The following is a 13,868-nucleotide window of genomic DNA, read 5'->3' as shown; positions in this document are numbered from 1 at the left end:
TCCGTCGGGGGACGGGGAGGAGCGTGCGTGGACGAACGTACGCAGGTGTTACCTGGCCGCAGAAGGCCCTTACGGGGCTGGCGCAAGGCCAGCACGTACACCGGTCGCTCGGTCGCGGCCGTGGCCTCGGTGGCCGTCGTCGGCGCCATGGGTTACGGATGGTGGGCGGTCGGTGACGTGAACGACGGTACCGTCACCACCGACGTCATCGCCAAGGAGGTCGAGGACCAGTCGATCCCGCTCGACGGCGCGGTCGACATGCTGCTCGTCGGCATCGACAGCCGGGAGGACGCGCACGGCAACCCGTTGCCGGACGAGGTCCTGGACATGCTGAACGCCGGGGTTAACGAGGGCGAACGCAACACCGACACCATGATCCTCGTGCACATCCCGGTCGACGGCACGCGTGCGGTCGCCATCTCCTTTCCCCGCGACTCCTGGGTCGAGCTCGCCGGCGGGTACGGCAACCACCGGCTCAACTCGGCGTTCGCCTACGCGTACAACGACACCTTCGACGAGCTCGGCGACACCGCGCCGAACATGGACGAGCTGGAGAACCAGGCCAAGATCGCCGGGCGAAAGAACCTCATCGCCACGATCGAGAACCTGATCGGCGACGCGGTCACCATCGACCGCTACGCCGAGGTCAACCTGGGCAGCTTCTACGAGGTCACCAAGGCCATCGGCGGCGTCGAGGTGTGCCTGAACCGGGCCACCCGCGACCCGAAGTCCGGTGCGAACTTCACGAAGGGCGTGCAGACGATCTCCGGCAAGAAGGCGCTCGCCTTCGTCCGGCAGCGCTACGGCCTGCCCAACTACGACCTGGACCGGATCGTGCGCCAGCAGGCGTTCCTCGGCGCGCTCGCGAACAAGGTTCTCTCCGCGGACATGCTGACCAGCCCGTCGAAGGTGCGGGAGCTGGTGGCGGCGGTGCAGAAGTCGGTGGTGCTGTCCAACGGCTGGGACCTCGGGACGTTCGCCCTGCAGATGTCCGGGCTCAACAGCGGCGGCATCGACTTCTACACCATCCCCACGCTCGGCAACACCAACATCGGCGGCGCCGACGTGCTCGAGGTCGACCCGGCGGCGGTGGCCCGGTTCGTGCGGTCGCTCACCACGGACGGCGGCGGCGACGAGCCGACCGGGGCGTCCCCGACCGAGGAGTCCGAACCGGCGCCGGAAGGCCAGGCGCGGGACGGCGAACGGCCGTCGCTCGGCCTGGTCACGGTGGACGTGCGCAACGGTTCGAACACGGTCGGTCTCGCCGCGTCGGTGCGCGACGACCTCGCCGCGAAGGGCTTCAACCCTGGCGAGATCGGCGACGCGATGGTCCGCTCGTCGTCGGTGATCCGGCACGCGCCGGGCGAGGAGAGCCTGGCCCAGTACGTGGCCGACGAACTGGCCGGCGACTTCCTGCTCGAGGAGGACGCGAGCCAGGCGCCGAGCCATGTGCGCGTCGTGCTCGGCACCGACTACCCGGGCGTGACCGACGGTTTCGGCGGCGGCAGCGTCGTGGCGCAGCACCAGCCGACGTCGCCGACGTCGCCGACGGCTCCCCCGACCACCCCCGAGCCGCAGATCAATGCCGGCGGCGTGAACTGCGTGAACTAGCTAGCCTGGTACGCGGGTAGGGGAGGTGTGTTGTGCTTGACGACGCCCAGGAGGGCGCTGCGGAGGGCTTCGAGAACCGTCGTACCCGGCGGCGCGGCGTCACCGCCCTGTTGGTCGTCTGCCGGGTGCTCGTCGGTGTGGTGTCGGTGACCGCGCTGACCGCGATGACGTTGGTGTGGTTGCAGGTGGTGCAGCTCGAGGAGAGCACGAACACGACGGACGCGGTGGCGCGCGCGCAGGAGATCGGCCCGTCCGCGCCGCCGCCCCCGCCACCGGACGACGGCGCGAACGACATCCTGGTCATCGGCAGCGACAGCCGGACCGACATGCAGGGCAACGAGTTGTCGCCGGAGCTGCTGCGGATCCTGCGCACCGAGGCGACCGAGACCCTCAACACCGACACCCTCATCCTGCTGCGCATCCCGCGTGACGGCGGCCGCAGCTCGGCGGTGTCGATCCCGCGCGACACGTCGGTGATGGTGCACGCGCTCGGCAGCGAGGAGAAGATCAACGGCGCGTTCGGCCTGGTCAAGGCCCGCACCGAGCAGGAGCTGCGGGACGGGGGCGAGACCGACGACGCGCTGATCGAGCGCGAGTCCGACGACGCCGGGCGCGCGGCGTTGATCCAGGCGGTGCAGGGGCTGACCGGGGTGCGGGTGGACCACTACACGGAGGTCAGCCTGTACGGGTTCTACCTGCTCACCGAGGTCATCGACGGCGTGGACGTGTGCCTGAGGCAGTCGACGAGCGACCCGGACTCCGGCGCGTCGTTCGCGGCCGGGCCGCAGACCGTGCGAGGCGGGGACGCGGTGGCGTTCGTGCGGCAGCGCAAGAACCTGCCGCGCGGCGACCTGGACCGGATCGTGCGGCAGCAGACGTTCCTGGCGTCGGCGATGAACAAGGTGCTGTCCGGGGACCTGCTGACCAACCCGGGCCGGCTGGACGAACTGGAGGAGGCGGTCGCGAAGACCGTGGTGATGGACGAGGGCCTGGGGTTCCTGGAGCTGGTCCAGCAGGCCCAGGCCCTCGCGTCCGGCAACGTGCGGTTCGACACGATCCCGGTGACCGGGGTGGGCGCGCGCAACGACCGGGGGCAGAGCATCATCACCGTCGACGTGCCGGCGGTGCGCGAGTACGTGGCGGACCTGGTGACCGGGACTCCACCGGCGCCCGCGCCCCCGGCGGTGTCGACCCCGGAATCGACACCGGAGTCGACTCCGGCCGGGTTCGCGCGTGGGGGCATGCTGGACCTGTCCGCCCCGGCCGCGGTGAAGCGGCAGGTCCCGTGCGTGTACTGAGAGGAAACCGTTGAGCCTCACCGAGACCCTGTTGGCACCGCTGCGCCGGAACCCGGCGCGCCCGCTGGTCACCCACTACGACGACGCGGCCGGAACGCGGGTGGAGCTGTCGGTGGCGACCCTGTCCAACTGGGCGGCGAAGACGGCGAACTGGCTGGTCGAGGAGCACGACGTGGAGCCGGGTGACCGGGTGGCCGTGCTCCTGCCCGCACACTGGCAGACCGCCGGCGTGCTGCTCGGCGCCTGGTGGTGCGGCGCGGACGTCGTGGCGTCCCCCGAAGACGCGACCGTCGCGTTCGTCCCCCCGTCGGGGGATGCCGTCGGCGCCACCGTCACCGCCGCGGTGTCCCTGGACCCGATGGGCCGCGACCTTGGCACCGCCGTGCCGCCCGGAACGGTCGACTACATCGCCGAGTCCCGCCTCCACGGCGACGACTTCCTCGCGCTGACCCCGGTACCGCCCGACACCCCGTGCCTGGCCGGTTCCACAGTGGACTCCGTATTGACCGAAGCCCGCTCCCTGGTGGAATCCCGTGGCCTCACCAGCACGTCCCGCGCCCTGTCCACTCAGGACTGGACGATCCCCGGCGGCGTCCTGACCGGTCTGCTGACCGTCCTGGCCGCCGGCGCGTCCCTGGTCCAGGTGACCAACCCGGACCAGGAGAAGCTGACCCGCCACCGGGAGACCGAACGCACCACCGTCGACCTGTGACCCGCGAAGCGAGGGTCAGCGGCGGCGCAGGGCGTCGAGCGCGAAGGCGCCCGGTCCGAGCACGCCGACCAGCAGGAAGATCCAGCAGAACAGCGCGGCGGGCTCACCGCCGTTCGGGATGGGGAACAGCGCGATCGGCTGGTGCACGGTGAAGTAGGCGTAGGCCATCGCGCCAGAGCAGAGCAGCGCGGCGGGCCGGGTGAACAGGCCGACCAGCACCAGCGCCCCGCCGACGAGGTGGATCGCCGAGCCCCACCAGTCCGGCCAGCTGAGCGCCGCGACGGTGCCGCCCTGGCCGTCGATGCCGCCGAAGACCCCGAACAGCCCGACGAGTCCGTGGCAGACGAAGAGGAACGACACCACCACCCTGGTCAGGCCGAGGGTCGCGGCCGGCAGCTTCCCGGCGACCGGCGAGACGGCCGGCGAGGTGATGGTCTGGTCGGTGCTGGGCCGGGTCGTCGTCATGACTGTGGTCCTTCCGCGAGTTTCTGGCTGCTTCACCAGGACGTCGAAGGACCAGCGACCGGATCGACACACCGGCCCAAGGATTTTTCGAACCGGCACCTTGCGGTCAACGGCGCGCACGAGCGGGGCAACCGGCCGTAGCGTCGGCGGCCATGCGCAACGTCAAGCTCGGCACCCGTATCGTCGCCGTCGCCACCGTCGTCTTCTTCATCATCGCGTTCGTCACGAACACGGCGACCGGGGTGGCTGCCGTGGCCCTGGGGATCGTGACCGTGGCGACGATCCTGGTCACCGTCATCGACCTGGCGACCAGGCGCGCCCAACGGCCCGACGACGAACAAGCCAACCCGTGAGCGGACCGCGGGCCCGTCAGGTGCCACCGACGGCGAAGGCGCCGGCGGACGCGGCGAGGACGGCGGTTCTGGCCGCGTCGCCGGGTAGGTCCGGGTCGGGTGGCGTGTGGAGCAACACCAACCGGTGGTACAGGGGCGCGGTGGCCGCGATGAGCAGTCGCCGCGCGTCGGTGTGTGGCGGGAGTTCGCCACGCTCGACGGCCCGGCTGACGACGACCTCGCAGCGTTCGTATCGGTCCTCCCAGAGCCGCCGTTGGGCGAGTTCGGCCTGTGCCGAGCGGAACGAGGCGGCGATGAGAGCCGCCACGACCGACGGCTCCGCGACCAGTGCGTCGTAGATCTCCTGGTTCAGCGCCGCCAGGTCTCCGATCAGCGATCCGGTGTCCGGAGGCCGCCAGTCGTCGTCGCCCGCCGCGACCAGGACGTCGGCGAGCAGGCCGCCGACATCGCCCCAGCGCCGGTAGACCGTCGCGCGGTGTACCCCGGCCCGGGCGGCGACGGCCTCCATGGTGAGCCCGTCGAAACCGTGCTCGCCGAGTTCGGCGAGGACCGCGTCGAGCACCTGTTGACGGATGCGGGCGGTCCGGCCGCCGGGGCGGCGGAGTGGTGCTGGGGAAGGCATGGCAGGATCCTAATGTAACAGTTGTCGCAATAACGGGAGTGACGGATGACGTCGAGCGCGCCGGCCGACCCGACCGTGGTGCATCCGATGCCGGAGCAACCACGGGTGGTGCTGCTGAAACCGTTGGTCACGTCGTCGTTGATCGAGGTCGGAGAGTTCTCCTACTACGACGACCCCGATGACCCGACCGCCTTCGAAACCCGCAACGTGCTCTACCACTACGGGCCGGAGAAGCTGGTGATCGGGAAGTTCTGCGCCCTGGGCGAGGGTGTGCGGTTCGTCATGAACGGCGCCAACCACCGCATGGACGGCCCGTCCACGTTCCCGTTCCCGATCATGGGCGGTTCCTGGAGCCAGCACTTCGACCTCGTCACCGGCCTACCCGGACGAGGCGACACCGTGGTGGGCAACGACGTCTGGTTCGGCTACCGCTCCATGGTGATGCCCGGCGTCCGGATCGGACACGGCGCGGTCATCGCGTCCGGTTCGGTCGTGGTCGACGACGTCCCCGACTACGGCATCGTCGGCGGCAACCCCGCGCGACTCATCCGCCGCCGCTACCAGGACGCGGACATCGACCGCCTGCTCGCCCTGGCCTGGTGGGACTGGCCGCTCCAGCACATCACCGAGCACGTGCGCACGATCATGTCCGGCAGCGTCGGCGACCTCGAGCGCGCCGCACCCACGGTCCGATAGCCGATGCCTGCCCCGTCCCGCCTCAGCCCGTTCGCCGACTGGCTGCGCGGCCACGCCGTCCCGCTCACGCACCTCGACCCGGCCGCGCCGATCGACGACCTGGAACCGCTGGGCGAGATCATCGGCGACGCGCGCGTCGTCGCGATCGGCGAGCACTCCCACTTCGTCGACGAGTTCGACTCGCTGCGCCGACGCATCCTGCGGTACCTGGTCGAACGTCGCGGATTCACCGTGCTGGCGTTCGAGTACGGCTTCAGCGAAGGCTTCCCCCTCGACGCGTGGGTGCGGGGCGAGGGCACGGACGACGACCTGTCGGCTCACCTCGCCGGCTCGGTTCCCATCGGACTGGACGGGCCGCTGCGCTGGATCCGCCGGCACAACCGCACCGCCGCCCGACCCGTGCGCTTCGCGGGCATCGACATCCCGATGGCCGGCGGGTCCCTGATCCCAGCACTCACCCCGGTCGCCGACTACCTGCGCCGGATCGATCCCGAGACGCTGCCGATGATCGAGGCGGCGACTCGGATCGCCGAGTCGTTCGCCGGCCACTCCGCCGCGGCGGCCGCACCCGCGTGGGCCCGGCTGGCCACCACCGAACAGGACGCACTCAGCGCGAATCTGGGGCGGCTGCTGCTCCGGTTCCGCGCCGTCGAGGCGCTCTACGTCTCCCGAAGTGACCAGCGCAGCTATGACGTCGCCGTACGCCGCCTGGAAGGCGCCTGCCACGGCGACTACACCTTCCGTGCCATGGCCGACCTGTTCGCCGGAAGGGGTCTGGCCGCCGACACGTCGAGCCGGGAGGTCTACCTCGCCGGGTCGGTTCGGTGGCACCTGGAGCGGCTCGAACCCGGGACCCGCGTCGTGCTGGTGGCCCACAACGCCCACATCCAGAAGGTGCCGATCGCCTTCAACGGTCAACTCACCGCGTTCCCGATGGGACAGCACCTGCACAACGCCCTCGGCGACGACTACTTCGCCCTCGCCCTGACGAGCCGCACCGGACACACGGCCGAGATGCGCCGCGACGAGCGGACCACCTTCGGGTTCGCCGTCGACGACACCGCACTGGGACCACCCGAGTCCGGCAGCATCGAAGCCGCCTTCGCCGGAGCCGACCTCGGGCTCAGCGTCGCCGACCTACGCCGAGCACGCCGCGAGGTCCCCGGCACCGCGAGCCCTGACCGCATCCGGATGCAGAGCACCTACCTGCACACCCCGGTCCTCGACGCGTTCGACGGCGTGCTCACCACCCCACGATCCACCATCGCCGACGACCTCCACCTCTGAGGACGCGATCTAGCCCTTGAGCAGGGCGCGAGCCATGACCATGCGCTGGATCTGGTTGGTGCCCTCGTAGATCTGGGTGATCTTGGCGTCGCGCATCATGCGTTCGACGGGGAAGTCCTTGGTGTAGCCGGCGCCGCCGAAGAGTTGGACGGCGTCGGTGGTGACCTCCATGGCGATGTCGGAGGCGTAGGTCTTCGCGGCGGAGGCGATGAAGCCGGCTCGCTTGTCGGCGCGTTCGGAGGCGGCGGCGGAGGTGTAGACCAGGTGCCGGGCCGCTTCGATCTTCATGCCCATGTCGGCCAGCATGAACTGGACGCCCTGGAAGTCGGCGATGCGTTGGCCGAACTGTTTGCGGTCCTTGACGTACGCGAGCGTCGCGTCGAGGGCGCCTTGGGCGATCCCGACCGCCTGGGCGCCGATGGTGGGGCGGGTGTGGTCGAGGGTGCGCAGCGCCGTCTTGAGACCCGTGCCGGGCTCGCCGATGATGCGGTCGGCGGGGATCTCGCAGTTCTCGAAGTGGATCTCGCAGGTGGGTGAGCCCTTGATGCCCAGCTTGCGTTCCTTCGAACCGACCACGAAACCGGGGTCGTCCTTGTGCACCGCGAACGCGGAGATGCCGTTGGCCTTCTTCTCCGCCTCCGGGTCGGTCACGGCCATCACCGTGTACCAGGTGGACTCGCCGGCGTTGGTGATCCACGCCTTGGTGCCGTTGAGGACCCAGGTGTCGCCCTCGCGGACGGCTCGGGTGCGCATGGACGCCGTGTCGGAGCCGGCCTCGCGTTCGGACAACGCGTAGGACGCGGACGCCTCGCCTGCGGCGATCGACGGGAGGACGAGCTTCTTCACCTCCTCCGACCCGGACAGCAGGATCGGTTGAGTGCCGAGCTTGTTCACCGCGGGGATCAGGGACGCGGACGCGTCGACCCGCGCCACCTCCTCGATCACGATGCACGCGGCGATCGCGTCGGCGCCCTGGCCGTCGTACTCCTCGGGCACGTGCACAGCGTTGAACCCGGCCCTGGCCAGCGCGTCGCGGGCCTCGGCCGGGTAGCGCTCCTGCTCGTCGACCTCGGCGGCGTGCGGCGCGATCTCCTTCTCGGCGAGTGCGCGGACCGCCTCCCGCAGCGCCTCGTGTTCCTCGCTCAGCTCGTACAGGCCCGCCACCGGCCACCTCCTCGCGTCGACACCCCCGATGTTAGCGCCCGTTCACGTCGGCGTCAGCGGCCAGGTTCGCGCGGAGGGCGTCGTCCTTGTCGAGCACGAGTTGTTCTAGATCCTCGTGGAACTGGGCGAGGCGGGTGCGGAGCTTCTCGTCGGACGCCGCCAGGATGCGGACCGCCAGCAGACCGGCGTTGCGGGCACCGCCGACGGACACCGTGGCGACCGGGATGCCGGCTGGCATCTGCACGATCGACAGCAGGGAGTCCAGGCCGTCGAGGTACTTGAGGGGCACTGGCACGCCGATCACGGGCAGCGTCGTCGCGGACGCGACCATGCCGGGGAGGTGCGCGGCGCCGCCGGCGCCGGCGATGATCACGCGCAGGCCGCGGTCGGCCGCCTCCGCGGCGTAGTCGAGCATGCGGCGCGGGGTGCGGTGCGCGGAGACCACGCTCACCTCGTGCGGCACCTCGAACTCGGTGAGCGCCTCGGCGGCGGCGCTCATCACCGGCCAGTCCGAGTCGCTGCCCATGATCACGCCGACGATCGGTGTCATTCGGATCCCCCGTGGATGTCGTAGCCGTCGAGCCAGACCGCGTGTGACAGCCAGTGCGCGGCGAGCCTGGCCCGCTCCCGCACGTCGGTCATCCGCTGCCCGAGCAGGGTGACGTGGCCGATCTTGCGACCGGGCCGCTCCTGCTTGCCGTAGTAGTGCACGTGCGCGTCCCGGTACCGGGCGAGCAGGTGGTGCAGCCGCTCGTCGGGACCCATCGCGGGTGCCTGGGGCGCGCCGAGCACGTTGGCCATCACCACCGCCGGCGCGCGGGCGTCGGTGGCGCCGAGCGGGTAGTCGAGCACGGCCCGCAGGTGCTGCTCGAACTGGGACGTCTCCGCGCCCTCGATGGTCCAGTGGCCGGAGTTGTGCGGGCGCATCGCCAGCTCGTTGACGACCAGGCCGGCGTCGGTGTCGAACAGCTCGACCGCGAGCACCCCGACCACGCCCAGCTCGGCGGCGATCCGCAGGGCCAGCTCCTGGGCCTGCTGCGACGCGCGCTCGCCCAGGTCGGGCGCGGGGGCGAGGACCTCGACGCAGATGCCGTTGGACTGCACGGTCTCCACCACCGGCCAGCAGCCGCCCTGGCCGAACGGCGACCGCGCGACGACCGCGGCCAGCTCGCGGCGCATCGCCACCCGCTGCTCGACCAGCAGCGGGGTGCCCCACTCGAGCAGGCGCGGCACCAGGTCACCGGCGGACTCGGCGCCGTTGAGCATCCACACGCCCCGGCCGTCGTAGCCGCCTCGGGCGGCCTTGAGCACGCACGGCCAGCCGTGCTCGTCGCCGAACTTGACCACGTCGGCGACCTCGTGCACGGGGGCGAACGGCGGCACCGGCAGGCCGAGCGCGTGCAGGCGGTTCCGCATCACGAGCTTGTCCTGGGCGTGCAGCAGCGCCTCGGCGTCCGGCCGCACCTTGACGCCCCGCTCGGCGAGCGCGCGCAGGTGCTCGGTCGGTACGTGCTCGTGGTCGAAGGTCAGCACGTCACAGCCCCGCGCGAAGTCGACCAGGGCGTCCAGGTCGGTGTGCGAGCCGAGCTTGACGTTCGGGGTGACGAGCGCGGCGGACTCGTCGTGCGAGGTCGCCAGTACGTGCAGCGACTGGCCGAGCGCGATCGCCGCCTGCTGGGTCATCCTGGCGAGCTGGCCGCCGCCAACCATGCCGACGATCGGCAAGCCGGTGCGTGTGTCCACAGGTGGAACCTATCCCGTGCCCCGCCGCGCACGGACGAGCACCAGTACCCCGGCGACGAGCGGGACGAGCAGGTAGGCGCTGCCGAGGACGACTTCGGGCGGCGTCCACTCCAGCTCCGGCTTCTCACCGGCCGGCCGGTTCGGGTCGGAGCTGCGCATGATGAGCAGGACACCGCTCGCGTAGACCGCGACGATCGCGCCGATGCCGGCGAGTGCGCGGACGCGGGCCATCCCCCTGGGCAGCGGCTCCGGCAGCCGGCTGAGCAGCAGCACCAGCAGCGGCACCACCCAGACGTAGTGGTGCGACCACGACACCGGGCTGAGCAGCAGCCCGAAGAACGCCGTGACCAGCAGCGCGGTGAGCGGACGGCCGGCCCGGTGGTAGCGGCGGACCAGCCAGACCGCGGGGATCGCCAGCAGCGCGCCGACCCCGATCGCGGCGGCGAGCGACCACGGTGCGAGGTCGGACAGCCGCAGGATGAGCGCGTGGATCGACTGGTTGCCGGCCCAGAACGTCGGGCCGGTGCGCTCCGGGTCGGTGACCGCGACGGTCCAGAAGCGGGTGAAGTCGTGCGGGATGATCAGCAGGAGCAGGCCCTGCAGCGCGACGAAGGTGACCACCGCGCGCACGGCGTCCGCGCGCCTGCCGATCAGCCACAGGTGCGGCACGAAGATCAGCGGTGTCAGCTTGACCGCGGCGGCGACCCCGACGAGCACGCCGCCGACGTGCCGGACCCGGCCGAGCACCAGGACGTCGACGACGACCAGGGCCATCAGGATCAGGTTGATCTGGCCGAGGAACAGCGTCCGCCACACCGGTTCGACGGCCAGCGCGAGGACGGTGACCGCGACGGTGGTGGTGGCCGGGGTCATCCAGGTCGGCCGGGTGGGCAACGCCTGCACGGCGATCCGGACGACCAGCGCGAGCGCGAGCACCGAGCCGGCCGCGAGGATGCCCCAGGAGACCTGGGTGGCGAACAGCGCGAGCGGCACGAACAGCAGCGCACCGGTCGGCGGGTAGGTGAACGGCAGCCGCGCCCAGTCGGGTTCGGAGCTGAGGAAGTCCTTGTCGTAGAGGGGTTCCCCGGTGAGCAGGGCGATCGCCCCGGAGCGGTAGACGGCGCTGTCGACGCCGAGCCGCCAGTCGATCAGCCAGCTGACCACGCCCGCGACGAGCAGCCCGATCGGCACCGCGAACAACGCGGCGGCGAGCGCCGGGCGCGCGAACAGCCGCCGCAGCGACTCGACGAGCCAGTGCGCGCCGCCGGTGTCCTGCCCCGCGGCGGGGGACTCCCGTACGACCTCACTCACGGCAGCAAGGAAACCACGCCGCGCCGGCGCGCCCCGCACCGGCGCCGGCTCCCGTCGTGGCCGGGTCAGGCGCCGAAGACGGCCCGTGCGGCCGCCTCATCGCCCTCGACGTCGACGCCGTCGAGGGTGAGCACACCCGCTGCCAGGCCGAGCACGGTCGCGGCGTCGGCACGGACGACCGCGTCACTGTCGCCGCCGTCGTGCGACCCCACCTCGATGCCCGAGGACGTCGCCCGCACCTGGAAGTGCCGGTCGTCGACCGCGATCACCACCGTCGACGACCGGGACACCGTCACCCTGCCGGCGAGCAGGGCCCGCAGCGGCAGGACGAGCCATTCGGCGCGGAAGTCGTCCTCGCCCGGCCCGCGCACCATGAGCGGCGTGGACCAGCGGATGAGGCTCTCGATCGGCTCGCGCAGCCCGGCGCCCCAGGGGGTGAGCGCGTACCCGACGGCGTTGCCCTCGCCGGTCAACCGTCGCTCGATCACCCCGGCCGTCTCGAGGTCGCGGAGACGATCGGCGAGCAGGTTGGTGGCCACGCCGGGGAGTCCGTCGAGCAGTTCCCGGTAGCGGGCGGGAGCAACCAACAGCTGACGAACGATGAGCAGGTTCCACCGGTCACCAACGACATCGAGCGCCCGGGCGAGGCCGCAGAACTGGCCGTAGCTTCGACTCATGCCGCTACTTTACAAAAACAAGCTCACTTGAAAGTATCAAGCGGACCCGGGGAGAGGAGTACGGATGGTTGACACCATGGCCCAGGCTCGTGCGGCGTTGCGGGACGTCGTCCCCGGCCTCGTCGCACTGGTGCGCGACATTTCCGACCCCGACGCCGCTTCGGTGGGTACGTGGACCGTCGGGGAGGTCGCGGCGCACCTGTCCCATGCCTTCCGCGCCGACATCGACGCCCTCGCCGGGACACCGGTGCCGGAAGCCGTGGTGACGAAGGCGGGGATGGCCGAGACCACCGCGAAACTGCTGGCCGAGGACGGCGAACGGGACCCGGACGTACTCGCCGATCGCATCGGCGCGCTTGCCGACGAGTTCGACGACGTCGCGTCGCGTTCGCGGTCGGCGACGGTCGACTGGCTGCAGGGTGCCCGCCTGTCACCGTCGGCGGTGGCGTGTCACCTGCTGAACGAATGCCTGGTCCACGGTCACGACATCGCAGAAGCCACCGGGCGCCCGTGGCGCATCGCGGGTCGGCACGCCCTGCTCGCGTTCGAGGGCGGTGTGCTTCCGCTCATCGCGGCGCTGCCGCCCGCCGCTTTCGTGAACCAGGAGAAGGGCGAATCCTTCCGCGCTCGAATCGACGTGCGCCTGCGTGGCGGTGGACGCACGGTGATGGTGTTCGACCGCGGTTCGTTGACGCTCGACCATGGGCCAGCACGTGACGTCGACGCCCACATCCGCGCCGATCCCACGGCGCTCATCCTGCTCGTCATGGAGCGACAGGGAATCGAAAGAACCCTGCTCGGCGGGAAGCTGACCGCCTGGGGCCGTCGCCCATGGAAGCTCGCCCGCATGCTCACCGTCCTGAACACCCCGTAGCGGTCACGCCCTGCTGACGCGGTGCAGGAGGGCGCGGGCGTCCTCCTGGGCGTCCGGGAGGCGTTCCACGCGCAGCCACGGGCGCTGCCCGGACGCCAGCTGCGGGTCGACCGTCAGGCGCTCGGTGACCAGCCAGCCCGCGTGCAGCGCCCGGTCGCCGAAGAACGGGTCGCGTTCGGCGAGGACGACCGCCACCGACGGGCCGAGGATCGCGATGCTCTCGCCGCCGTCGAAGACCTCGCGGAGCACGTCGGCGACCAGGACCATGGCCATCAGCCGGGACCAGCCGGTGACCGAGGACAGGTCCAGGGTCACCACCAGCAGCGCGTGCGTGTCGGAGACCGGCACCCCGGCCCTGGCGGCCTGCCGGTACACCTCGCCGAGGCGGGTGCGCAGGTAGGCGTGGGTGGACAGGCTGGTCAGGTTCTCCGTGGTCTCCGCGTTGCGCAGTTCGCCGCAGGAGGCGTCCGCCCAGGCCAGTGCGGCGGCGCGGAGCAGCTGGGTCGGGGCGGCGTTCGGGTCGGTGGCGATCAGGCCGTCCCGGCTGTCCTCGGTGGTGAGGACCGCGTGCAGGGCGGCCAGGTCGGTCAGCGTCTCGTCCAGGCCCGCACCGGACTCGGCCCTGGCGCGGCCCAGACCGGCCAGGGCGGCGGTCAGGTCGGCCTCGCGCACCGCCGACGAGCACACGTCGTCGACCTCGGGCAGGCCCCAGTCGCTCGGAAACCGCCAGCCGGCCGCGATGCTGGCCGTGCGCCATCTGGCGCGCAGCACCCGCAGCGCGTGAGCAGTACCTTCAGCATCGCCACGATGTGCGCGCGACCCCGCCTCACGTACCGTCACTGTCGCTCCGTCCGGTCGGCCATCGCGTACGTGTGAGTAACGCGGGCACGCAGGTGGCGTGACGGCGTTCCGCCGATAAGTTGCGCGCGCCACCGATACAGCCATTCCGGTGATCCGGTTATGCCACTTCCCCGGAATCCGTCACACTGTGCGCGGGAGCGTGTCCGTTCGGCACCGGGACCGTGTTCGGCCCGGTGGGAGGCGTCGACACGTGT

The 13,868-nt window shown here is 71.3% G+C and carries 15 protein-coding genes; 7 read left to right on the top strand and 8 right to left on the bottom strand.

Going from position 1 to position 13,868, the window contains the following annotated elements; translation table 11 throughout:
- The first annotated feature begins 27 nt into the window (after positions 1-27).
- Genes JT362_RS24365 through JT362_RS24355 form a run of 3 tightly spaced genes read left to right on the top strand, consistent with a single transcriptional unit; the run spans position 28 to position 3,621 of the window.
- Positions 28-1,611 carry an LCP family protein gene (locus JT362_RS24365; RefSeq protein ID WP_260194011.1) on the top strand — a complete coding sequence of 528 codons (1,584 nt, stop codon included), beginning with the start codon at positions 28-30 and terminating at the stop codon, positions 1,609-1,611.
- 32 nt (positions 1,612-1,643) lie between these two features.
- A complete protein-coding gene (locus JT362_RS24360) occupies positions 1,644-2,909 on the top strand; it encodes an LCP family protein (RefSeq protein WP_260194010.1) in 1,266 nt (421 codons plus the stop codon).
- A 10-nt stretch (positions 2,910-2,919) separates the two neighbouring features.
- On the top strand, positions 2,920-3,621 hold the full coding sequence (locus tag JT362_RS24355; RefSeq protein WP_260194009.1) for a TIGR03089 family protein: 702 nt from the start codon (positions 2,920-2,922) through the stop codon (positions 3,619-3,621).
- 15 nt (positions 3,622-3,636) lie between these two features.
- Here the strand turns inward: JT362_RS24355 and JT362_RS24350 are convergent, their stop codons facing one another.
- Positions 3,637-4,086, bottom strand: a complete 450-nt coding sequence (locus tag JT362_RS24350) for a DoxX family protein (RefSeq protein WP_260194008.1) — start codon at positions 4,084-4,086, stop codon at positions 3,637-3,639.
- 152 nt (positions 4,087-4,238) lie between these two features.
- Here JT362_RS24350 and JT362_RS24345 point away from each other — a divergent pair, with 152 nt between their 5' ends.
- Positions 4,239-4,439, top strand: a complete 201-nt coding sequence (locus JT362_RS24345; protein WP_260194007.1) for a hypothetical protein — start codon at positions 4,239-4,241, stop codon at positions 4,437-4,439.
- 16 nt (positions 4,440-4,455) lie between these two features.
- On the opposite strand, the gene JT362_RS24340 is transcribed toward JT362_RS24345, so the two are convergent.
- Positions 4,456-5,061, bottom strand: a complete 606-nt coding sequence (locus tag JT362_RS24340; protein WP_260194006.1) for a TetR/AcrR family transcriptional regulator — start codon at positions 5,059-5,061, stop codon at positions 4,456-4,458.
- Positions 5,062-5,106: 45 nt separating this feature from the next.
- Between JT362_RS24340 and JT362_RS24335 the strand changes: the two genes are divergently transcribed.
- Complete coding sequence (locus tag JT362_RS24335; protein ID WP_260194005.1) at positions 5,107-5,757, top strand: CatB-related O-acetyltransferase; 651 nt, start codon at positions 5,107-5,109, stop codon at positions 5,755-5,757.
- A 3-nt stretch (positions 5,758-5,760) separates the two neighbouring features.
- A complete protein-coding gene (locus tag JT362_RS24330) occupies positions 5,761-7,044 on the top strand; it encodes an erythromycin esterase family protein (protein ID WP_260194004.1) in 1,284 nt (427 codons plus the stop codon).
- Positions 7,045-7,053: 9 nt separating this feature from the next.
- Here the strand turns inward: JT362_RS24330 and JT362_RS24325 are convergent, their stop codons facing one another.
- The 5 genes from JT362_RS24325 to JT362_RS24305 form a co-directional block, all read right to left on the bottom strand.
- Positions 7,054-8,199 (bottom strand): acyl-CoA dehydrogenase family protein, encoded by a 1,146-nt coding sequence (locus JT362_RS24325; protein ID WP_260194150.1) that lies wholly within the window; start codon positions 8,197-8,199, stop codon positions 7,054-7,056.
- 40 nt (positions 8,200-8,239) lie between these two features.
- Positions 8,240-8,758 carry a 5-(carboxyamino)imidazole ribonucleotide mutase gene (gene purE / locus JT362_RS24320; RefSeq protein ID WP_260194003.1) on the bottom strand — a complete coding sequence of 173 codons (519 nt, stop codon included), beginning with the start codon at positions 8,756-8,758 and terminating at the stop codon, positions 8,240-8,242.
- Positions 8,755-9,951, bottom strand: a complete 1,197-nt coding sequence (locus tag JT362_RS24315; RefSeq protein ID WP_260194002.1) for a 5-(carboxyamino)imidazole ribonucleotide synthase — start codon at positions 9,949-9,951, stop codon at positions 8,755-8,757. The genes purE and JT362_RS24315 overlap by 4 nt, the downstream gene beginning before the upstream one ends.
- 9 nt (positions 9,952-9,960) lie before the next feature.
- Positions 9,961-11,262: a glycosyltransferase 87 family protein gene (locus JT362_RS24310; protein WP_260194001.1), complete on the bottom strand. Its 1,302-nt coding sequence runs from the start codon at positions 11,260-11,262 to the stop codon at positions 9,961-9,963.
- A 65-nt stretch (positions 11,263-11,327) separates the two neighbouring features.
- Positions 11,328-11,939, bottom strand: coding sequence for a winged helix-turn-helix transcriptional regulator (locus tag JT362_RS24305; RefSeq protein WP_260193999.1), 612 nt, complete (start codon positions 11,937-11,939; stop codon positions 11,328-11,330).
- A gap of 64 nt (positions 11,940-12,003) precedes the next feature.
- Here JT362_RS24305 and JT362_RS24300 point away from each other — a divergent pair, with 64 nt between their 5' ends.
- Positions 12,004-12,813 (top strand): maleylpyruvate isomerase N-terminal domain-containing protein, encoded by an 810-nt coding sequence (locus tag JT362_RS24300; protein WP_260193997.1) that lies wholly within the window; start codon positions 12,004-12,006, stop codon positions 12,811-12,813.
- A gap of 3 nt (positions 12,814-12,816) precedes the next feature.
- Here JT362_RS24300 and JT362_RS24295 read toward each other — a convergent pair whose 3' ends face one another.
- Positions 12,817-13,584: a GGDEF domain-containing protein gene (locus tag JT362_RS24295; protein ID WP_260193996.1), complete on the bottom strand. Its 768-nt coding sequence runs from the start codon at positions 13,582-13,584 to the stop codon at positions 12,817-12,819.
- Positions 13,585-13,868: the final 284 nt, after the last annotated feature.

This window comes from Actinophytocola gossypii (assembly GCF_025165815.1).
Lineage (GTDB): Bacteria > Actinomycetota > Actinomycetes > Mycobacteriales > Pseudonocardiaceae > Actinophytocola > Actinophytocola gossypii.
This window is presented reverse-complemented; position numbering and strand designations above follow the sequence as displayed.

What these genes read in the sequence shown, in the direction of transcription:
- JT362_RS24345 (WP_260194007.1), top strand. Translation starts at nt 4,239, where the DNA reads ATGCGCAACGTCAAGCTCGGCACCCGTATCGTCGCCGTCGCCACCGTC.
- JT362_RS24330 (WP_260194004.1), top strand. Translation starts at nt 5,761, where the DNA reads ATGCCTGCCCCGTCCCGCCTCAGCCCGTTCGCCGACTGGCTGCGCGGC.
- JT362_RS24305 (WP_260193999.1), bottom strand. Translation starts at nt 11,939, where the DNA reads ATGAGTCGAAGCTACGGCCAGTTCTGCGGCCTCGCCCGGGCGCTCGAT.
- JT362_RS24350 (WP_260194008.1), bottom strand. Translation starts at nt 4,086, where the DNA reads ATGACGACGACCCGGCCCAGCACCGACCAGACCATCACCTCGCCGGCC.
- JT362_RS24340 (WP_260194006.1), bottom strand. Translation starts at nt 5,061, where the DNA reads ATGCCTTCCCCAGCACCACTCCGCCGCCCCGGCGGCCGGACCGCCCGC.
- purE (WP_260194003.1), bottom strand. Translation starts at nt 8,758, where the DNA reads ATGACACCGATCGTCGGCGTGATCATGGGCAGCGACTCGGACTGGCCG.
- JT362_RS24335 (WP_260194005.1), top strand. Translation starts at nt 5,107, where the DNA reads ATGACGTCGAGCGCGCCGGCCGACCCGACCGTGGTGCATCCGATGCCG.
- JT362_RS24300 (WP_260193997.1), top strand. Translation starts at nt 12,004, where the DNA reads ATGGTTGACACCATGGCCCAGGCTCGTGCGGCGTTGCGGGACGTCGTC.